At 67.2% G+C, this 17522-nt stretch carries 23 protein-coding genes and 2 riboswitches; of the genes, 14 read left to right on the plus strand and 9 right to left on the minus strand.

Features of this window, described 5'->3' with window-relative positions; translation table 11 throughout:
* Positions 1–16: 16 nt before the first annotated feature.
* The 3 genes from ACYQML_RS14075 to ACYQML_RS14085 form a co-directional block, all read right to left on the minus strand.
* On the minus strand, positions 17–601 hold the full coding sequence (locus tag ACYQML_RS14075; protein WP_311276721.1) for a chemotaxis protein CheW: 585 nt from the start codon (positions 599–601) through the stop codon (positions 17–19).
* The gene (locus tag ACYQML_RS14080; protein WP_461233133.1) at positions 598–2052 is read right to left on the minus strand and encodes a CheR family methyltransferase; all 1455 of its coding nucleotides are present in this window, start codon (positions 2050–2052) and stop codon (positions 598–600) included. Before ACYQML_RS14080 ends, ACYQML_RS14075 begins: the two co-directional genes overlap by 4 nt.
* 61 nt (positions 2053–2113) lie before the next feature.
* Positions 2114–2620 (minus strand): chemotaxis protein CheW, encoded by a 507-nt coding sequence (locus ACYQML_RS14085; RefSeq protein WP_461233134.1) that lies wholly within the window; start codon positions 2618–2620, stop codon positions 2114–2116.
* 254 nt (positions 2621–2874) lie between these two features.
* Between ACYQML_RS14085 and ACYQML_RS14090 the strand changes: the two genes are divergently transcribed.
* From ACYQML_RS14090 to ilvC, 9 genes are all read left to right on the plus strand, one after another.
* Entirely contained in the window at positions 2875–3333 is a 459-nt protein-coding gene (locus tag ACYQML_RS14090; RefSeq protein WP_311276724.1) for a MerR family transcriptional regulator, read from the plus strand.
* Entirely contained in the window at positions 3296–3703 is a 408-nt protein-coding gene (locus ACYQML_RS14095) for a carboxymuconolactone decarboxylase family protein (RefSeq protein WP_461233135.1), read from the plus strand. Before ACYQML_RS14090 ends, ACYQML_RS14095 begins: the two co-directional genes overlap by 38 nt.
* 271 nt (positions 3704–3974) lie before the next feature.
* Positions 3975–5750 carry an acetolactate synthase 3 large subunit gene (locus tag ACYQML_RS14100; protein ID WP_461233136.1) on the plus strand — a complete coding sequence of 592 codons (1776 nt, stop codon included), beginning with the start codon at positions 3975–3977 and terminating at the stop codon, positions 5748–5750.
* 24 nt (positions 5751–5774) lie between these two features.
* Entirely contained in the window at positions 5775–6317 is a 543-nt protein-coding gene (gene ilvN, locus ACYQML_RS14105) for an acetolactate synthase small subunit (RefSeq protein WP_018044192.1), read from the plus strand.
* A gap of 54 nt (positions 6318–6371) precedes the next feature.
* The gene (locus tag ACYQML_RS14110; protein ID WP_207412087.1) at positions 6372–6653 is read left to right on the plus strand and encodes an AbrB/MazE/SpoVT family DNA-binding domain-containing protein; all 282 of its coding nucleotides are present in this window, start codon (positions 6372–6374) and stop codon (positions 6651–6653) included.
* Positions 6634–7008, plus strand: a complete 375-nt coding sequence (locus ACYQML_RS14115; protein WP_419953904.1) for a type II toxin-antitoxin system PemK/MazF family toxin — start codon at positions 6634–6636, stop codon at positions 7006–7008. Before ACYQML_RS14110 ends, ACYQML_RS14115 begins: the two co-directional genes overlap by 20 nt.
* Positions 7009–7015: 7 nt before the next feature.
* Positions 7016–7654 carry a glutathione S-transferase family protein gene (locus ACYQML_RS14120; RefSeq protein ID WP_056427420.1) on the plus strand — a complete coding sequence of 213 codons (639 nt, stop codon included), beginning with the start codon at positions 7016–7018 and terminating at the stop codon, positions 7652–7654.
* 93 nt (positions 7655–7747) lie between these two features.
* Positions 7748–8392, plus strand: a complete 645-nt coding sequence (locus ACYQML_RS14125) for a TetR/AcrR family transcriptional regulator (RefSeq protein WP_461233137.1) — start codon at positions 7748–7750, stop codon at positions 8390–8392.
* A gap of 27 nt (positions 8393–8419) precedes the next feature.
* On the plus strand, positions 8420–9439 hold the full coding sequence (gene ilvC, locus ACYQML_RS14130; RefSeq protein WP_019904456.1) for a ketol-acid reductoisomerase: 1020 nt from the start codon (positions 8420–8422) through the stop codon (positions 9437–9439).
* A 201-nt stretch (positions 9440–9640) separates the two neighbouring features.
* On the opposite strand, the gene ACYQML_RS14135 is transcribed toward ilvC, so the two are convergent.
* Both ACYQML_RS14135 and ACYQML_RS14140 read right to left on the minus strand, forming a co-directional pair.
* Positions 9641–9940: a helix-turn-helix domain-containing protein gene (locus ACYQML_RS14135; protein ID WP_056427426.1), complete on the minus strand. Its 300-nt coding sequence runs from the start codon at positions 9938–9940 to the stop codon at positions 9641–9643.
* A gap of 54 nt (positions 9941–9994) precedes the next feature.
* On the minus strand, positions 9995–10351 hold the full coding sequence (locus ACYQML_RS14140) for a type II toxin-antitoxin system RelE/ParE family toxin (protein ID WP_461224344.1): 357 nt from the start codon (positions 10349–10351) through the stop codon (positions 9995–9997).
* 201 nt (positions 10352–10552) lie between these two features.
* Here ACYQML_RS14140 and ACYQML_RS14145 point away from each other — a divergent pair, with 201 nt between their 5' ends.
* Entirely contained in the window at positions 10553–11206 is a 654-nt protein-coding gene (locus ACYQML_RS14145) for a pyridoxamine 5'-phosphate oxidase family protein (protein ID WP_018044186.1), read from the plus strand.
* A 149-nt stretch (positions 11207–11355) separates the two neighbouring features.
* Here the strand turns inward: ACYQML_RS14145 and tam are convergent, their stop codons facing one another.
* Genes tam through trpS form a run of 3 tightly spaced genes read right to left on the minus strand, consistent with a single transcriptional unit; the run spans position 11356 to position 13934 of the window.
* Entirely contained in the window at positions 11356–12138 is a 783-nt protein-coding gene (tam, locus tag ACYQML_RS14150; protein ID WP_461233138.1) for a trans-aconitate 2-methyltransferase, read from the minus strand.
* Between the two features lie 27 nt (positions 12139–12165).
* A complete protein-coding gene (locus tag ACYQML_RS14155) occupies positions 12166–12864 on the minus strand; it encodes a haloacid dehalogenase type II (protein WP_461233139.1) in 699 nt (232 codons plus the stop codon).
* Positions 12864–13934: a tryptophan--tRNA ligase gene (gene trpS, locus ACYQML_RS14160; RefSeq protein ID WP_461233140.1), complete on the minus strand. Its 1071-nt coding sequence runs from the start codon at positions 13932–13934 to the stop codon at positions 12864–12866. The genes ACYQML_RS14155 and trpS overlap by 1 nt, the downstream gene beginning before the upstream one ends.
* Before the next feature lie 221 nt (positions 13935–14155).
* Here trpS and ACYQML_RS14165 point away from each other — a divergent pair, with 221 nt between their 5' ends.
* Both ACYQML_RS14165 and ACYQML_RS14170 read left to right on the plus strand, forming a co-directional pair.
* Complete coding sequence (locus ACYQML_RS14165; protein WP_244478043.1) at positions 14156–14413, plus strand: type II toxin-antitoxin system Phd/YefM family antitoxin; 258 nt, start codon at positions 14156–14158, stop codon at positions 14411–14413.
* On the plus strand, positions 14403–14687 hold the full coding sequence (locus ACYQML_RS14170) for a type II toxin-antitoxin system RelE family toxin (RefSeq protein ID WP_461233141.1): 285 nt from the start codon (positions 14403–14405) through the stop codon (positions 14685–14687). The genes ACYQML_RS14165 and ACYQML_RS14170 overlap by 11 nt, the downstream gene beginning before the upstream one ends.
* 15 nt (positions 14688–14702) lie before the next feature.
* Here the strand turns inward: ACYQML_RS14170 and ACYQML_RS14175 are convergent, their stop codons facing one another.
* The gene (locus tag ACYQML_RS14175; protein ID WP_461233142.1) at positions 14703–15464 is read right to left on the minus strand and encodes an endonuclease III domain-containing protein; all 762 of its coding nucleotides are present in this window, start codon (positions 15462–15464) and stop codon (positions 14703–14705) included.
* 157 nt (positions 15465–15621) lie between these two features.
* A riboswitch (glycine riboswitch) is annotated at positions 15622–15721 on the plus strand.
* Positions 15722–15823, plus strand: a riboswitch (glycine riboswitch). It begins immediately after the preceding riboswitch.
* 50 nt (positions 15824–15873) lie between these two features.
* On the opposite strand from ACYQML_RS14175, the gene gcvT reads away from it, so the two are divergent.
* Both gcvT and gcvH read left to right on the plus strand, forming a co-directional pair.
* On the plus strand, positions 15874–17004 hold the full coding sequence (gene gcvT / locus ACYQML_RS14180) for a glycine cleavage system aminomethyltransferase GcvT (RefSeq protein WP_461233143.1): 1131 nt from the start codon (positions 15874–15876) through the stop codon (positions 17002–17004).
* A gap of 51 nt (positions 17005–17055) precedes the next feature.
* Positions 17056–17418, plus strand: a complete 363-nt coding sequence (gene gcvH, locus ACYQML_RS14185) for a glycine cleavage system protein GcvH (protein ID WP_056159241.1) — start codon at positions 17056–17058, stop codon at positions 17416–17418.
* Positions 17419–17522 lie beyond the last annotated feature (104 nt).

A 17522-nucleotide genomic window follows, 5' to 3' on the forward strand; every position in this document is an offset into this window, starting at 1 on the left:
CGGATGAGCCTTACCGTCAGCTTTGAGGCAGGTATCGCCGCAGGAGGCGCGGCAGATCGATGACGACGAAGCCGGCCTCGCCGCCCTGGCGGGCGGCGTCCTGGCCGGGTGCCGGTGCATAGCCCGAAACCGCGTCCGCACCCAAGCCGCCGAGATGAAGCGGGGCACTCGCGAAGGCGCCGTCCACATCGCTGACCGCGAGAACCCGGTCGACGGCGAGGGCGAGCGGCATGATCCCTCCGCGAAGCACGAGGATATGTCCGGCCGAGGCCGGCATGTCGCCAGGCCTGGCCGAGACCGGTCGCCGCAGCGCACCGGACAGGCTGAGGACGCTGACGACGCGACCGGACAGGGCGATAAGACCCAGCAGCTCCGCCGGCGCCCCCGGCACCGGCGTATAGGAACGGGCCGGCACCACCTGCGCCACCGCCTCCAGGGGCAGGCCGTAGCGATCGTCGCCCGACTGGCAGACGAGGAAGGGCGTCATCGCGACCCGAGCCGTGCTCTCCCGTCCACGGCGGGCCAGGGCCACGGTGCGCTCGGCGAGGAGGGTGGCCACGTAGGGATCGACCTCGGCAGTCCCGGCGGGCGGTTCGATCACGATACGGGTTTCCTCATGCGCATGCGGGCGGCATCGGCATTGGCGACCAGTTGCCCGGCGGTCAGGCCGTCTCCTTCCGCCACGGAGGCGTCGGACGGCTGGGCCCGGCCGAAGCGGATGGCGTTGTCGAAGGCGCGATCCGCCTCCGCGTGCCGGCCGATGGCGGCGAGCAGAAGGCCGAGCTGGTAATGCGCCATCGCGAAGCTCCGGTCGAGATAGAGTGCCCCGCGCAATGCCCGCTCGGCCTCGGCCTCGCGCCCGAGCCCATAGGCGAGAAGCCCGTCATAGTAGTGGAGTCGCGCGTCCGTGGGCGTGGCGAGGAGGGCATCGCGGACCATGCGCCAGCCCTCGGCGATCCGACCGGAATCCCCCAAAGCCCGGATCGCATCGAGAACCGTGTCCGGATCTTCGGCTTCGACGGGCTCCGCGAGCGGCGGGATGGTCTCGACGACGGGGGGTGGAAGCGGGACGAATCGCGGCAGTTCGACGACGGGGGGAAACGGCTCCGCGACCGTCACCGGGGGCAGGACGATGGGCGGCGCGGGAGGCGTGACGGCGACGGCATCGCCGCCGAGCGGTCGGTAGGCCACCGTACCGGGCAGGTTCATGGGCTGCAGCGTGCCGGCGAAGGCCGGGTTCGGCTCGGCATGGCCGATGAGCAACCAGCCATCCGGCACAAGCCGGCGTCCCAGGGCGCGCACGATTCCGAGGACAGCATCGGCCTGAAAGTAGATCAGCACGTTGCGGCAGAGGATGAGGTCGAAATCGGCGAAATGCGACGGCGCCGTACCGTCGAGCAGACTCATCAGGTTGTGGTGCTCGAAGCGCACCATCCTTCGAAACTCGGGCCGCAGGGTGAAGCTGCCCTCGCGCGCGATCCCCGGCAACGAAGGGCCGCAGACGAAGTAGCGGGCATGCTCTTCCGGCGGCAATGTGCGCAGGGCCCAACGCCCGAACAGCGCCGCCCGCGCCGTCGCCAGCGCTTCGGTGCTGATATCCGTGCCGGTGATGTCGATCCGCCACTCGTGCAGCGCATCGCCGAGGAGTTCGTGGATCAGGATCGCGATGGAATAGGGCTCCGCCCCGGTGGAACAGCCGGCGCTCCAGATCCGCAGGGACTTCGCCTCCGCCCGCGCGGCGATCAGGCCGGGCAGGATGGTCCCGCGCAACGCCGCGAACTGCTCGGCGTAGCGGAAGAAGAAGGTCTCGCCGATGGTGATCTCGGCCTCCAGGGCGGCCCATTCCGCCGGTCCGGTGGCCTCGCCGTCGAGATGTGCGAGATAGGCCCGGGAATCGGCAAGGCGGCAGGCCTTGAAGCGCTTGCGCAACCGGTCGAAGAGTAGATCGTCCTTGTCTGCGTAGTAGTGATGCCCCGTCCGGGCGATCACCTTGTCCTTGAGGGCGGGAAACCCCGGATCGATCTCCGCGACGGCACGCACCGGGCGCTTCATGCGGCGGACTTCCCAGACAGAACCACTGTCAGGCGTGCCTCGTTCGGACGCGGCATGCGGCTCACGCGTCTTCGAGACGGGCGAGATCGGACAGGCGTGCGGCGGCGGCCTCCGTCAGCGCCTGCACGCGGCGGCGCTCCTCGGCGTCGAGGAGCCGTTCCATGCCGAGGATCTGGGTGAGCTGCTCGCCCTGTACGATCTCGCCGACGACGCAGCCGTTGAGACTGGTCTCCGCCGCCCGCGCACGGACGGCGTCCGGGGCGACGAGAACCAGATCGCGGGCGCGGTCCACCAGGATCGCCGTGCCGCGATCGGCCGACAGCAGCAGGTGGCGGTAGGGATCGCCCTCCCGTGCGGGCATGGGCGGCAGCATCAGGAGCCGGCCGAGATCGATCACCGGCACCGTCGTCCCGCCGAGATCGAGGAACCCGGCGAGCCAAGTACCCATCAGGGTGGGCGGATGGAGGAGGGGGAGGGGCAGGACCTCGCTCACGGACGAGCGTCGCATCGCGAAGGCGGTGCCGGCCACGTCGAGGATGAGATAGGCCGTCATCTCGGACTGAGGCATCGTCCCGGCGGGGTCTGAGGAAGTACGACTTCGGATCCCCGCCAGATAGGACGACAGGGCGCTCCGGCGCAAACGGGTTCGTCATCCCGATGTCGCCGGATGCAAGGCCATCGAAGGTTGCCGCGCGCAGCCAAGAGAGCGGCCGGGGTGCAACCTTACGGGCCGAACGGAGCGGTCTCGCCGTACCGTCGAAAAGCCGCTTGACCTGGAGCGCACTCCAGCTCGTAGACAGCCTTTACCGAAGGGGTTTCGCGATGAGAATCAGTGCCTTCGCAGCGAGGAGCGGGCTCAGCGTCGACACGCTTCGATACTATGAGCGGATCGGATTGCTCCCTCGCAGCGGACGCGATTCCGGCGGTCGGCGGGATTACGGAAGCGACGACCTCGTCTGGGCGACCTTCCTTCGCAAGCTCCAGGCGATGGATATGCCCATGCGCGAACGGCTCGCATACAGCCGTCTGCGCGCGGAGGGCGATGCGACCCTCGAAGCCCGCCGCAGTCTCCTCGAGGCGCATCGCATCGCGCTGATCGCGCGCAGGTCGGAACTGTCGGACCTCATCGCGGGACTGGATGACAAGATCACCCACTACCGGGCCCTGGAAGCAACGCGCGAGAGCAAGGACAATGACGATGACCCGACGTACCGTGCTGACCTCAGCAACGGCCCTCCCGCTGGTGGCCCAACATGCCGAGGCACAGGAGGCACCGACTGAAACCCGCTATCAACGCGGACTGGCTCAGCTGGAGGCCATCAGCGGCCCGCACGGCGCGGCGGTCGTCAGAAGTCTCGACGACATCGCGCCCGATCTCGGCCGATACATCGTCGAGTTCGCTTACGGCGACGTGTTTTCCCGCGACGGGCTCGATGTGAAGACGCGGGAGATCGCCACAGTCGCCGCCCTCACGGCGATGGGAACGGCCGCGCCCCAACTCAAGGTCCACATGCAGGCCGCCCTCCGCGTCGGCGTGACGCCGGCGGCCTTGATCGAGACGATCATGCAGATGATTCCCTATGCGGGGTTCCCTGCGGCGCTCAACGCCGTGGCGATCGCACGCGACGTTTTCGCCACCGACCATCGGTGAGCCGACCTCTGATTGGCCGTTGACCGTGATGGATTGCTTCTATATTCAGACCCCTCGAAATGTCGATTCGCCATTCGGCGGGTCACAGAGCAAAGTTTTCAAGTCGATGCGTGTCATCCTTATCGTAACGAAAGCGCCACCGACGGGGCGGTCCTGACAGCAGGATCGCGATCCGGATGGTGGCGCATGCAGGGTCCTTCGGGGCCCTTTTTTGTTGCCTGAGCCAAGACGTGACACGGAACGAGCAACCGGGTTTCAGGGAGTTGAGACGATGAGCGGCGAGGTCATGACCGGGGCCGAAATGGTCATCCGGGCGTTCCGGGATCAGGGTGTCGATACGCTGTTCGGGTATCCGGGCGGTGCGGTGCTGCCGATCTACGATGCCCTCTTCCACCAGGAAGAACTGAAGCACGTCCTCGTGCGCCACGAGCAGGGCGCGGTCCATGCCGCGGAAGGCTATGCCCGCTCCTCGGGCAAGGTCGGCTGCGTCCTCGTCACCTCCGGCCCCGGCGCCACCAACATCGTCACGGGCCTCACCGACGCGATGCTGGATTCGATCCCCCTCGTCTGCATCACCGGCCAGGTCCCGACGCACCTGATCGGCACCGATGCGTTCCAGGAATGCGACACGGTCGGCATCACCCGCCACTGCACGAAGCACAATTACCTGGTCAAATCGATCGACGACCTGCCGCGCATCCTCCACGAGGCCTTCTTCGTCGCCTCGAACGGCCGGCCGGGCCCCGTCGTGGTCGATCTGCCGAAAGACATCCAGTTCGCCAGCGGGATCTACGAGCGCCCCACCCATAACGGCCACAAGACCTACCGCCCCGCCTTCAAGGGCGACGCGCAGGCGATCCAGTCGGCCGTCGAGCTGATGGCGGGCGCGCGCCGGCCGGTTCTCTATACCGGCGGCGGCGTCATCAATTCCGGCCCGCACGCCTCGGCGCTCCTGCGCCAGCTGGCCGAGGTCACCGGCTTTCCCGTCACCTCGACCCTGATGGGTCTGGGTGCCTTCCCGGCCTCGAACCCGCAGTTCCTGGGCATGCTGGGCATGCACGGGACCTACGAGGCCAACCTCGCCATGCACGAATGCGACGTGATGGTCTGTATAGGCGCCCGGTTCGACGACCGCATCACCGGCCGTCTCGACGCGTTCTCGCCCTTCTCCAAGAAGATCCACATCGACGTCGACGCCTCCTCGATCAACAAGGTGGTCAAGGTCGATGTCGGCATCGTCGGCGATTGCGGCTCGGTGCTCGAAGACATGCTGGCGGCCTGGAAGGCCCTGCCCAAGCGTCCCGACCAGGGCCGCTTCGACGAGTGGATGGCCAAGATCCGCACCTGGAAGGCGCGGGACTGCCTCGCCTATTGGCCGTCGGGCACGATCATCAAGCCGCAATACGCGGTGCAGCGCCTCTACGAGGCCTGCAAGGACCGGAAGACCTTCGTCACCACGGAGGTCGGCCAGCACCAGATGTGGGCGGCGCAGTACTTCAAGTTCGACGAGCCGAACCGCTGGATGACCTCCGGCGGCCTCGGCACCATGGGCTACGGCCTGCCCGCGGCCATCGGCACCCAGCTCGCCAATCCAGACGGTCTCGTCATCGACATCGCCGGCGAAGCCTCGATCCTGATGAACATCCAGGAGATGTCGACCGCCGTGCAGTATCGCCTGCCGGTCAAGATCTTCATCCTGAACAACGAGTATATGGGCATGGTGCGCCAGTGGCAGGAGTTGCTGCACGGATCGCGCTATTCCCAGAGCTATTCGGAAAGCCTGCCGGACTTCGTCAAGCTGGCGGAAGCCTATGGCGCCAAGGGCATGCGCTGCGACAAGCCGGGCGAGCTCGACGGGGCGATCGCCGAGATGCTGGCCCATGACGGCCCGGTCATCTTCGATTGCATCGTCGACAAGAAAGAGAACTGCTTCCCGATGATCCCGTCGGGCAAGGCGCACAATGAGATGCTGCTCTCCGACTACCTCGGCGAGACCGGTATGGACCTCGGCGACGTGATCTCCGAGGAAGGCAAGATGCTGGTCTGACCGGCGGCGCGGAGGAGAGACGTCATGAACGCCATGAACACACACTACCCCGATGCCGGTCGGGTCGAGCCGATCAACCGGCACACGCTCGCCGTCATCGTGGACAACGAGCCGGGCGTCCTCGCGCGGATCGCGGGGATGTTCTCGGGACGCGGCTACAACATCGAGAGCCTGACGGTGTCGGAGACCGAGGTGGCGCGCCACATTTCGCGCATCACCATCGTCACCGCCGGCACCGATGCGGTGATCCAGCAGATCAAGGCCCAGCTCGACCGGCTCGTGCCCGTGCACCGGGTCGTCGACCTCACGCTCCAGGGCAAGGCCCTCGAGCGTGAGCTCTGCCTCGTCAAGGTGGCAGGTACCGGTGAGCACCGCACCGAATCGCTGACCCTCGCCGCCGCCTTCGGCGCCAAGACCCTGGACGCGACCCTGAACTCCTTCGTGTTCGAGGTCACCGGCACCACCGAGGAGATCGACCGCTTCATCGGCCTGATGACGGTGATCGGCCTCGTGGAGATCTCCCGCACGGGCATCGCGGCCATGGGGCGTGGTTCGGAAGCGATGTAGGTACGACGCCGCGAGCGGTGATAAGGTCCTGCCTGCAACTCGGAGGGTGAGGCGATGGAAGCCAAAATCATTCGCTGGGGTGATGATCTCGTCGTGAGATTGTCGCCGCAAGCCGTAACGCAGCTCGGCGTCAACGAGGGTGAGACGGTGGAAGTGCTGTCGAAGCGGCAAATTCCGGCGTCGGGAGCACGACGCACCGTGAACGGCGTCGCGGTCCCGACGCTCGCTGAAATGATCGCCGAGATGGACCGATTGGGTCCGTCTCATCGCCCCGCCCCCCTCGATTGGGGACCGGACGTGGGTGCGGAGATCATTCGTGACGATTACGACCGCTGACCACCCGGTCCCAGAGGCTGGGGATGTCGTCTGGGTCGATCTGAGACCGACACTCGGTCGAGAACAGAGTGGCATCCGTCCGGCTGTCGTCTTGTCCGATGTGACCTTCCACCTGCGAAACGCGACAGCGATCATCTGTCCGATCACGAGCAACGTCACGCCCTGGCCGACGAAAATTCTCCTTCCGGATGGTCTGGTTGTCTCCGGCGCCGTTCTCCTCGACCATATCCGCTGCGTGGATCGCGCGTCCCGCGGATTCCGACGCGTCGGCGCACTACCGCCGGATATTCTCTTGAGGATTCGCCTGGGCATCGCAGAACTGATCGGCTTGCCCGCAGCGGTTGCCAACACATGAGTTCCCCATGACCACCCTCTACTACGCCCCCGGCGCCTGCTCGCTCGCCTCCCACATCGCCCTCGAGGAGACGGGAGCACCCTACGAGACCGTGCGGCTCGACCTCGCCAAGGGCGACCAGCGGGCGGCCGAATACCTCGCTATCAACGAGCGCGGCCGCGTGCCGGCGCTGGTGGAGGAGGATTGGGTGCTCACCGAGAACACCGCCATCCTGCGCCACATCGCGCGCAGTCATCCGCAGGCCGGCCTGTGGCCGCAAGCGCCCCGCGATCAGGCGCGGGTCGACGAATGGCTGGGCTGGCTCTCCACCGGCCATCATATCGCCTACGCGCATATCCGCCGGGCCGAGCGCTACGCGAGCGATGAGACGGCCTTCCCGGGCATCCAGGCCAAGGGAGTCGAGACCTGCGGCGACCTCTTCACGATGACAGAGGTCAAGCTCTCCAACGGCGGCTGGGCCGTCGGCGAAGCCTACAGCGTCGCCGATCCCTACCTGCTGCTGTTCTGGACCTGGGGCCGGGGACCCGCGCTCGGTTTCGACATGGCGGAACGCTTTCCCCATTGGACCGCACATGCCCGCGCCATGGCGGCGCGGCCCGCCGTGCAGGCCGTGTTCGCCCGCGAAGGCCTCAAACTGCCTGAATAAGGTTCGACCGGGGGTACACCGCCTCTTGTCCGGGAAACCGAATCGGCCTATGCCGCCGCGTACCGTACGGTACGGTACTGGATTTCTGGAAGCATGAGCGCGACGGTCGCACGCGACGAGACGGTGCATGAGGCGCCCTCGGCCCGCCAACAGGCGGTGCTCGATGCCGTGCTCGCTCTCCTCGTCGAGGAGGGCGACCAGCTCACCATGGATGCGGTCGCGCGCCGAGCGAGTTGCTCGAAGGAAACCCTGTACAAGTGGTTCGGGGACCGGGACGGCCTCCTCACCGCCACGGTGCGCTGGCAAGCCTCGCGCGTCCATGCGGGGCGCGACGCGGTGGGCGCGCTCGATGCGGCGACCCTGCGGGAGCGCCTGCTCGATTTCGCCGTGACCTGGCTCGATGTGATCGCGGGCCGCACCTCGGTGGTGCTGAACCGCATCGCCATCGCGCATGCCGGCTCGCGCAAGGGCAACCTCGGCGCCATCGTGCTGGCGAACGGGCGCCTCGCCATCGGCGGGCGGGTCAAGCCCGTGCTCGAAGCGGGCCGTGCGGCCGGGCTCCTCGCCTTCGAGGACAGCGAGACCGCCTTCCGGACCTTCTTCGGTCTGGTCGGGCGCGACGTCCAGATCCGACTTCTCCTCGGCGACGCGCTCGACCTCGACGCCGCCGAGATCCGACGCGACGCGGCCCGCGCCGTCGACCAGTTCCTGGCCCTCTACGGCCAGGCCCGACCCTGACACCCCACGCGAAAAGGACATTCCATCATGCGGGTCTATTACGATCGTGACGCCGACCTCAACCTGATCAAGGGCAAGAAGGTCGTCATCGTCGGCTACGGCAGCCAGGGCCATGCCCACGCCCTCAACCTGCGTGATTCCGGCGTGAAGGGCATCGTCATCGCCCTCCGCGAGGGCTCGGCCACCGCCAAGAAGGCGGAGCACGAGGGCTTCACGGTGATGAACGTCGCCGACGCCGCCAAACAGGCCGACGTCGTCATGATGCTCACCCCGGACGAACTCCAGGGCGACATCTACAAGGAGTCGCTCGAGCCGAACATGAAGCAGGGCGCCGCTCTCCTGTTCGCCCACGGCCTCAACGTCCACTTCAACCTCATCGAGCCCCGCAAGGACCTCGACGTGCTCATGGTCGCCCCGAAGGGCCCCGGCCACACCGTGCGCGGCGAGTACCTCAAGGGCGGCGGCGTGCCGACCCTGATCGCCATCGCGCAGGACGCCTCCGGCAACGCGCACGATCTCGGCCTGTCCTACGCTTCGGCGAACGGCGGCGGCCGCGCCGGCATCATCGAGACGACCTTCAAGGAAGAGTGCGAGACCGACCTGTTCGGCGAGCAGGCCGTGCTGTGCGGCGGCCTCGTCGAGCTCATCAAGGCCGGCTTCGAGACCCTGGTCGAGGGCGGCTACGCTCCCGAGATGGCCTATTTCGAGTGCCTCCACGAGGTGAAGCTCATCGTCGACCTCATCTACGAGGGCGGCATCGCCAACATGAACTACTCGATCTCCAACACCGCCGAGTACGGTGAATACGTCACCGGCCCGCGCATCGTCACCGCCGAGACGAAGGCCGAGATGAAGCGCGTGCTGGACGATATCCAGTCGGGCAAGTTCACCCGCGACTGGATGCTGGAGAACAAGGTCGGCCAGACCTCGTTCAAGGCCACCCGCGCCAAGCTCGCCCGTCATCCGATCGAGGAAGTCGGCTCGAAGCTCCGTGGCATGATGCCGTGGATCTCCGAGAAGGCCCTGGTCGACAAGTCCAAGAACTGATTTTTTGTGATGGGCGGCCGGGCTTCGTTCGGCTGCCCCCTCGCGGAGAAAGCCGGCCTCGTGCGAGCGGGGCCGGCTTTTTCGTGCGCGACCGGGCAAGGAAGTTTATCTCGGGAGATGACGCTCCCATTGCCCGCCCCTCGATCTTGCGAAGGCCGCCGTCTCCCGAACCAGTGCGGAAGAGCGGCGATCTCTCTGCCGTCATGGCACCTGACCGAGCGTCTCCTCGACGAGGCGAGGGTTCTTGTCGAGGAGAGCCAGGAGTACGCGCGCCGGCCCCTGAGGCTGGCGACGTTGATGCTCCCATTGCCTGAGAGTTGCGACGGGCACGCCTATGCTCGCGGCGAAGGCTGGCTGTGCCTTGCCGGTCCGCCTGCGGATCCCGGCGACATCGACGGTCTCGGGAACATGGACGACGAGACCGGCCGGCATCCCTCCCAGCGCGTGTTCCTCGGCTTCCCGCAGAGCGGAAAGGGTTCGTTCGAAAATATCCCTGCCCATGGTCGACCTTGCTCCTGTGAGAGGGCGATGCCCTGGTTGCCGTATGGATGCGCGTCACCTTCCACGCTTCTGCCAATGCGCCTTGATGGAAAGCGTTAGCCGAGCCAGTTGCTGGACTTCCGCCGGCGAGAAGTTCTCCCGGTCCGCCTTGCTCAGAACCGCCAGGAGGTAGACCGGTGCATCGGGCCCGACATAAGCAGCGAGAACGCGATAGCCGCCGCTCTTGCCCTTGCCCCGCCCGGCGACGCGCACCTTACGGATACCACCCGAGCCGACGATGAGATCACCCGCCTCCGGGTTCGCGGCGAGCATGTCCTTGAGGGCCGTCCGAGTTGCGGCCGGCATGCGCTCGGCATCCGCATCCCTGACGAACTCGGAGGTTTCCGCGACCGTATGCAGGGGCGAGGGCATTCCGATCGTCTAAGCCAACACCGCCCATACGTCAACGACGTACGCCACTGACCTCCATGAGCGATCCGGCCCGGCAGTCGGCGGCTCTGAAGGGAAGGGGGGGGAGAGACGGACGCCCCCCGTTGTACTCTTAAGCAAATCCGGCGATCATGCTCCGTAACGGCTGCCCATCTGAGAGCGGCCGAAGGTTGGAGGACACCCATGGCTTCGCTCTATTACGACGAGCATCGCGCGCTTCAGGAAGAGTACAACACCGTCAAGCTCGCCGAGCGTCTCGACACCGGCTGGGTGCATGACGAGATCGGCCCCGACGAGGCCGCCTTCATCGGCAGCCGCGACATGTTCTTCCTGTCCACGGTCGATCCCGACGGCATGCCCACCGTCTCCTACAAGGGCGGTAGCACCGGCTTCGTGAAGGTGCTCGACGCCAACACGCTGGTCTTCCCCGGCCTCGACGGGAACGGCATGTGGTACTCGATGGGCAACATCGAGGGTCAGTCCAAGGTCGGGCTGCTGTTCATCGATTTCGAGACCCCGCACCGTGTCCGCGTCCAGGGACACGCCCGGATGCTGCGCGACGATCCGCTGATGGCCGAATACACCGAGGCCAAGTACCTCGTGAAGATCGAGGTGACGAAGGCCTGGGTCAATTGCCCGCGCTACATCCACAAGTACCAGAAGGTGTCGCAGAACAAATACGTGCCGCGCCCCGACAAGGAGACGCCGCTCGCCCTGTGGAAGCGTCTCGACATGGTCGGTGACGTGATCTCGGACGAGGACAAGGCGCGGGTCGAGAAGGAAGGCCAGCTCGCCCTGCCGGAATACGAGGCACGCGTGGCGCGCGGCGAGAGCTGAAACCCGGCCGCGCACCGTCCCGGCCATCGCATCCGGGTCGGTGCGCTCAGCAGGTTCGCGTCGGCGAGCCAACGCTTCACCTCGCTTAGGCCCTTGAAGTATCGCAGGTTTTTAGGACGCAGAACCGGTGACCACTTTTGCGAGCCTGCTTAGTCCGCCCGGCGGGCGACGATGAAGACCCGCGGGAACGCGAGCAGGCGTCCCCCGTTGCTGCGCGGCGGATAAGCCGCATCGATTGCGGTCGCGTAGGCGGCGAGGAACCCGGCCATGTCCTCGGGGTCCAGCGGGTCGAGGAAGGGCCGGAGCCCGGTCGCCCTGACCCATTCGACGATGGCGGCGGCATCCGTCATCGGGTGATGATAGGCGGTACGCCAGACATCGACCTCGGCCGCGAGGGGCGCCAGGAGGTCGTAATAGCCGGCCGGCTCCAGCATCCGCCCGAGCCGCCCGGCCACGGCCGGATCGCCGATGGCCCCGGCCCAGGGACCGGCACCCGCCACCTCGCGCATCAACCGGTGCGAGGGCTCGGCAAGATTGTCGGGCATCTGCACGGCGAGCACCCCGCCGGGTGCCAGGAGGCCGAGGAGCCGGGGCAGGAGCACCGGGTGGTCGGGCAGCCATTGCAGCACGGCGTTGGCGTAGATCAGGTCCGGCGCCTGCTCGGGGATCCAGGTCGCCGCATCGGCCCTCGCGAAGGCGAGGCCGGGCAGGCGGCTCCTCGCACGCTCCAGCATCGCCGGCGAGGTGTCGAGGCCGATCACCTCCGCCTCGGGAAAGCGTGCAGTGATGAGCGCGGTGGAATTGCCGGGGCCGCATCCGAGATCGTAGACGAGGCGCGGGGCTTCGAGAGGCACACGGGCCAGGAGCTCGGCCGCCGGACGGGTACGCTCGTCCTCGAAGCGGGTATAGAGGGCTGGGTTCCAATCGGCCATCGTGCTCACCCTTCCGCTCCGTCGTCGTCAGCAGCCGAGCTGGTCGGCCAGATCCGTGAGCTCACGGGCCGCATAGGTGACCGGAACATTGGGCGCCGTTTCGCCACCGCCCGGCCCGTGCTCGCGCGGGCGGGCGATATGGGCGGTGGACAGGCCGTGGCTCGCCGCTGCCGCGAGGTCGCCCGAATGGGCGGCGACCATCAAGGTCTCCGCCGGAGCGAAGCCGAAGGCCGCCACCGCATCGTGATAGAGGGCCGGTTTCGGCTTGTAATCGCGGGAATGGCCGGCACCCAGGATCGCGTCGAAGGTCAGCCCATTGCGGCGGGCGAGGTCGGCCATCAGCCGGATATGACCGTTCGAGTTTGGCGCCAGGAGATGGCGCGTCCGAAGGCGCCGCAGAGCGTACGGTACGTCGGGCCAGGCGTCGAGCCGGTGCCAGGCCTGGACGAGTTCCCGCCGTGTGGCATCCGGCACGCCGACGATGCCGAACTCCGCCAGAACGAGGGGCAGGGACTCCGCATGGAGGGTATCAAGGTCAACGAAGGGCCGGGCCCCAGAACGCACGGTCTCCATCGAAGGCCCGTAGTGCCGGCGCCACGCATCCGCGAAAGCGTCGGCATCGAGGGAGGGCGCCTCCGCGCCGAGGAGGCGTGCGGCCTCGCGGGCCACTCCCGAGCGCCAGTCGACGAGCGTCCAGAAGACGTCGAAGACGAGCGCCCGGATCATTACCGGACGGTCCGCAACCGTGGCCCGCGGCGGACGAAACCGACGATGTCCTTCACCGCGTCCAGCGTCGGGGCCGCGATGGCCTCGGCGCGCTCGGAGCCATCGGCGAGGACGGAGTCGATATAGTCGGTATCGGCCACGAGACGCTTCATCTCGGAGGCGATCGGCGCGAGGGTCTCCACCGCGAACTCCACCAGCGCCCCCTTGAAGGCCGAGAACTGGGCACCGCCGTAATCGGCCAGCACCTCGTCGCGGGTGACGCCCTTCAGCGCCGCGAAGATGCCCACGAGGTTGTCGGCTTCGGGCCGCGCGGCCAGACCGGCCGTCTCGGAGGGGAGGGGCTCAGGATCGGTCTTGGCCTTGCGCACCTTGGTGGCGATGGTATCCGCCTCGTCGGTGAGGTTGATGCGCGAATTGTCGGACGGGTCCGATTTCGACATCTTCTTGGTGCCGTCCCGCAGGGACATGACGCGGGCGGCCGGGCCGCCGATCAGCGGCTCGGTGATCGGGAAGAAGCCCGCGCCCGCATCGTGCCCATGGGCGGAGATCGACTCCGAAAAGTCGTTGTTGAACTTCTGGGCGATGTCGCGGGTCAGTTCGAGATGCTGCTTCTGGTCCTCGCCCACCGGCACGTGGGTGGCGCGGTAGGCCAGGATGTCGGCCGCCATCAGCACCGGATAGGCGTAGAGGCCGACGCTCGCGTTCTCCCGGTCCTTGCCGGCCTTGTCCTTGAACTGGGTCATGCGGTTCAGCCAGCCGAGGCGGGCGACGCAGTTGAAGATCCAGGCGAGCTCGGCATGGGCCGGCACCTGGCTCTGGTTGAAGACGATGCTGCGCTTCGGATCAATGCCGGCGGCGAGGAAGGCCGCGGTGACCTCGCGGATCTGGCCCTTCAGGGCGGCCGGGTCCTGCCACAGGGTGATCGCGTGCATGTCGACGACGCAGTAGAGGCACTGCGCGTCGCGCTCCTGCATCTCCACGAAGCGCTTGATGGCGCCGAGGTAATTGCCGAGATGCAGGTTGCCCGTGGGCTGAACGCCCGAGAACACGAGCTCTGTGAACGCGGTCATCGCGCGTGGTTCCTATGGCGTGATGGCGAGGGAGAAGCCGACGCTCGGGTCAGGGCACCGACGTTTGCGTTCTGAACGGCTCACCATGGGTGGTCAAGGTGCACAGCTTGACGGCATACGCCGCATCGAACCCGAAAAAGATCGAATTTTCGTACGCAATTTGGTACCGAGACGAGATCGCCTCTGCCGTTCCAGGGAGGCGGCAGGCGGTGGAGTCGCGAATGGAAGCTCAGCTGCAGAGTGTCATGGCCGATGTGGCGGTGAGTGTGTCGGAGCTGAAGAAGAGCCCAACATCGGTGATGAACCGCGCCGACGGAGCACCGGTGGCGATCCTGAACCACAACCGCGTCATGGGCTACATGGTCCCGCCGGAGACCTTCGAGGCCATGATGGACGCCATCGACGACGACGTGCTGGCGTCGATCGTGAAAGCCCGCTCCGGGGAAGTGCCCGTGCGGGTCACCCTGGATGCCCTTTGAACTCCAGTTTCTGCCTTCCGCGCTCAAGGAGTGGCACAAGCTCGGCGAGACGCTCCGGGGGCAGTTCAAGAAGAAGCTGGTGGAGCGTCTGCTGAACCCGAGGGTCGAAGCGGACAAGCTTTGCGATGCCGACCTGAAGGATTGCTACAAGATCAAGCTGAGGTCCGCAGGCTATCGCCTGGTCTACCGTGTCGATGACACGACGGTCACCGTGACGGTGGTGGCGGTCGGCAAGCGGGAGCGAAGTGCCGTATACGGAGCCGCCAAGCGGTAGCGCCGCCGCTACCGCCTAACCCCGCTGCCGCGCCTGCCCGGTCGGGCAGATGTCCAGCAGCACGCATCTCCCGCACGCCGGATTGCGGTGATGGCACACGGCCTGGCCGTGCAGCATCAGGATCTCATGGTTGTCGTAGAGATCCTGCGCGCTCCATTCAGCCGGAAGCTGCGCCCGCAGGATCGGATGAGACGGGCCGACATCGACCTTCGCGCCGATGAGGCCGGTGCGTTGCGCCACCCGGTGGTGGTGGCTGTCCACCGGCAGGGCCGGCATCCGCAACAGGCTGAACGACAGGACCGCCGCGCTGGTTTTCGGGCCGACGCCCGGAATCGCTTCGAGCCACGAGCGCGCCGCATCGACCTCCATCTCCTTCAGGAAATCGAGCGAGAGGGAGCCGTGGCGCTCGGCCACCGCCGCCAGGATGGCACGGATGCGGGGAGCCTTCAGTTCCGGCCATGTCACGCCGGAGATGGTGGCCTCGATCTCCTCCACGGGCGCGCCCACGAGGTCGGCCCAATCCGGGTAGCGTGCCCGCAACGCCTTGAAGGCGCGACCGGAATCGGCGTTCCGGGTACGGTGCGACAAGAGCGAGGAGACGAGTTCGGTCAAGGGATCGAGGCTGTGGAAATAGGGAATCGGGCAGCCGTAGACGGGGCAGAGCCGGCGATGGATCTCCAGCGCCTTGTCCGTCAGGCTCGCGTCGGCGAGGTCAGCGGAGCGTCTGGTCTGCCGGGGGCGGGGGCCGGCGAGGTCGTGCCCGGATGCGATGGCCATGACAATGGAATCCGCACCGAGTCCCGCGGGTTCCGATCCGGCGCGAGAGGAAGTGCCGCAGGGCAGCAGTATCGTGCAATAGACTGACAGTTGCGCCAAGGTGAAATGCCGAAGCTTGCGCCCCGGCGAAGGTCATGCGAGGCTCTGTCCGTCAGCGAATGACGAAGCGGGAGAGCCCAGGCCGGTACGAACCGGTCATGGCGCCGACGGAGCAACCACCCCCGGAAACTCTCAGGCACAATCACCGTTTCGTTTTGACAATCTGGAGAGAGGCGCCTTCGCGGGCGTCCACCGAAGGAGAAATCCCACCCTTACCGGGGCGGGAGAAGCTCTCAGGTAACCGTGACAGATGGGGGTAGCCGGATCGCTCGATCGAGCATCCGGAGCCGTTCTGTCATGGGATGACCAGATGCCGCTCGACGCTTCCAGCACACCGCTTCATGCGCTCCACCTGCGCCACGGCGCCCGCATGGTGCCCTTCGCGGGTTATGCGCTGCCGCTCCATTATCCGGCCGGCCTGATCGCCGAACACCTGCACACCCGCAAGGCGGCTGGTCTGTTCGACGTGTCGCATATGGGCCAGATCCGGCTGGAGCCGGGTCCGGGTGGCATGGCGGATCTCGCCCGCGCCCTCGAAACCCTCCTGCCCATCGACGTGCTGGGGCTGGCGCCGGGCCGGCAGCGCTACGGTTTCCTCACCGGTGACACCGGCGGCATCCTCGACGACCTCATGGTCGCGCGCCTCGACGACAGCCTGATCGTGGTGGTCAACGCAGCCAACAAGGTGGCGGACGAGGCCCATCTTCGCGCTCATCTGACCGGCCTGTGCGAGATCACGGTGCTGCCCCGGGCGCTCCTCGCCCTCCAGGGGCCGCTGGCCGAGAGCGCCCTGGCGCGGCTCGCCCCGGAGACCGCCGGCATGCGCTTCCTCGATGTGAAGTGGGTGGAGCTCCTCGGCGCGTCCGCCCTCGTCAGCCGCTCCGGCTATACCGGGGAGGACGGGTTCGAGATCTCCCTTCCGGAGGATGCCGCGGATGCGGTCGCCGAGGCGTTGTTGCAGGACAGGGACGTGGAGCCCGTCGGCCTCGGCGCACGCGATTCCCTGCGGCTGGAAGCCGGCCTGTGCCTGCACGGAGCCGATATCGATGCCGGCACGAGCCCAGTCGAGGCCGGTCTGACCTGGGCGATCCAGCCGGTCCGCCGCAAGGGCGGCGCGCGCGCGGGTGGCTTTCCGGGCGCTGAGCGCATCCTCCGCGAGATCGGTGACGGTCCCGCGTCGCGACGCGTCGGCCTGCTGCCGGAGGGCCCGACCCCGGTGCGGGGAGGGGCCGCGCTCGTCGCAGAGGAGGCCGGCGAAGCCATCGGCCGGGTCACCTCCGGCGGGTTCAGCCCCAGCCTCAAGGCGCCCATCGCCATGGGCTACGTCCCCGCCGCCCTGTCGACGCCCGGCACCCGCCTCTTCGCGGAAGTGCGCGGCCGGCGCCTGCCGGTCTCGGTCGTGGCGCTTCCCTTCATGCCGGCGCGCTTCAAGCGCAGCTGAATCCCGGCCCCCGGCCGACTTCCCCCACACCACCTCTTCACGGAGCGCATCATGCTGAAATTCACGGACGAGCACGAGTGGCTGGCCATCGAGGGCGATGTCGCCACCATCGGCATCACCACCCATGCGGCTGAGCAGCTCGGAGACCTCGTCTTCGTCGAACTCCCCAAGGTCGGCGCCAAGCTCGTCAAGGGCGAGGCCGCGGCGGTGGTGGAATCGGTGAAGGCCGCGTCCGACGTGTTCGCCCCGGTCTCTGGCGAGGTGACCGAAATCAACGAGGCCGCCGTGTCGGACCCGGCCAGCATCGGCACCGACCCGCAGGGCGCGGGCTGGCTCTATCGCCTCCGCCTCGACGACGTCGCCTCCCTCGACGGATTGATGGACGAGGCCGCCTACGCCGAGTTCGCGAAGTAGCGCAACGCGCACGACCCAGAACGCGCTCTCCTCCCCCTTGTGGGGAGGAGTTGGAGGTGGGGGTGGCTGGGCGACCCGCTGCGGAGTCCGGCGGAACCACCCCC

It is taken from the genome of Methylobacterium sp. CM6244 (assembly GCF_054817885.1).

What these genes read in the sequence shown, in the direction of transcription:
- ACYQML_RS14080 (WP_461233133.1), bottom strand. Translation starts at nt 2,052, where the DNA reads ATGAAGCGCCCGGTGCGTGCCGTCGCGGAGATCGATCCGGGGTTTCCC.
- ACYQML_RS14085 (WP_461233134.1), bottom strand. Translation starts at nt 2,620, where the DNA reads ATGCCTCAGTCCGAGATGACGGCCTATCTCATCCTCGACGTGGCCGGC.
- ACYQML_RS14090 (WP_311276724.1), top strand. Translation starts at nt 2,875, where the DNA reads ATGAGAATCAGTGCCTTCGCAGCGAGGAGCGGGCTCAGCGTCGACACG.
- ACYQML_RS14100 (WP_461233136.1), top strand. Translation starts at nt 3,975, where the DNA reads ATGAGCGGCGAGGTCATGACCGGGGCCGAAATGGTCATCCGGGCGTTC.
- ilvN (WP_018044192.1), top strand. Translation starts at nt 5,775, where the DNA reads ATGAACGCCATGAACACACACTACCCCGATGCCGGTCGGGTCGAGCCG.
- ACYQML_RS14110 (WP_207412087.1), top strand. Translation starts at nt 6,372, where the DNA reads ATGGAAGCCAAAATCATTCGCTGGGGTGATGATCTCGTCGTGAGATTG.
- ACYQML_RS14120 (WP_056427420.1), top strand. Translation starts at nt 7,016, where the DNA reads ATGACCACCCTCTACTACGCCCCCGGCGCCTGCTCGCTCGCCTCCCAC.
- ACYQML_RS14125 (WP_461233137.1), top strand. Translation starts at nt 7,748, where the DNA reads ATGAGCGCGACGGTCGCACGCGACGAGACGGTGCATGAGGCGCCCTCG.
- ilvC (WP_019904456.1), top strand. Translation starts at nt 8,420, where the DNA reads ATGCGGGTCTATTACGATCGTGACGCCGACCTCAACCTGATCAAGGGC.
- ACYQML_RS14135 (WP_056427426.1), bottom strand. Translation starts at nt 9,940, where the DNA reads ATGGGCAGGGATATTTTCGAACGAACCCTTTCCGCTCTGCGGGAAGCC.
- ACYQML_RS14140 (WP_461224344.1), bottom strand. Translation starts at nt 10,351, where the DNA reads ATGCCCTCGCCCCTGCATACGGTCGCGGAAACCTCCGAGTTCGTCAGG.
- ACYQML_RS14145 (WP_018044186.1), top strand. Translation starts at nt 10,553, where the DNA reads ATGGCTTCGCTCTATTACGACGAGCATCGCGCGCTTCAGGAAGAGTAC.
- tam (WP_461233138.1), bottom strand. Translation starts at nt 12,138, where the DNA reads ATGGCCGATTGGAACCCAGCCCTCTATACCCGCTTCGAGGACGAGCGT.
- ACYQML_RS14155 (WP_461233139.1), bottom strand. Translation starts at nt 12,864, where the DNA reads ATGATCCGGGCGCTCGTCTTCGACGTCTTCTGGACGCTCGTCGACTGG.
- trpS (WP_461233140.1), bottom strand. Translation starts at nt 13,934, where the DNA reads ATGACCGCGTTCACAGAGCTCGTGTTCTCGGGCGTTCAGCCCACGGGC.
- ACYQML_RS14165 (WP_244478043.1), top strand. Translation starts at nt 14,156, where the DNA reads ATGGAAGCTCAGCTGCAGAGTGTCATGGCCGATGTGGCGGTGAGTGTG.
- ACYQML_RS14170 (WP_461233141.1), top strand. Translation starts at nt 14,403, where the DNA reads ATGCCCTTTGAACTCCAGTTTCTGCCTTCCGCGCTCAAGGAGTGGCAC.
- ACYQML_RS14175 (WP_461233142.1), bottom strand. Translation starts at nt 15,464, where the DNA reads ATGGCCATCGCATCCGGGCACGACCTCGCCGGCCCCCGCCCCCGGCAG.
- gcvT (WP_461233143.1), top strand. Translation starts at nt 15,874, where the DNA reads ATGCCGCTCGACGCTTCCAGCACACCGCTTCATGCGCTCCACCTGCGC.
- gcvH (WP_056159241.1), top strand. Translation starts at nt 17,056, where the DNA reads ATGCTGAAATTCACGGACGAGCACGAGTGGCTGGCCATCGAGGGCGAT.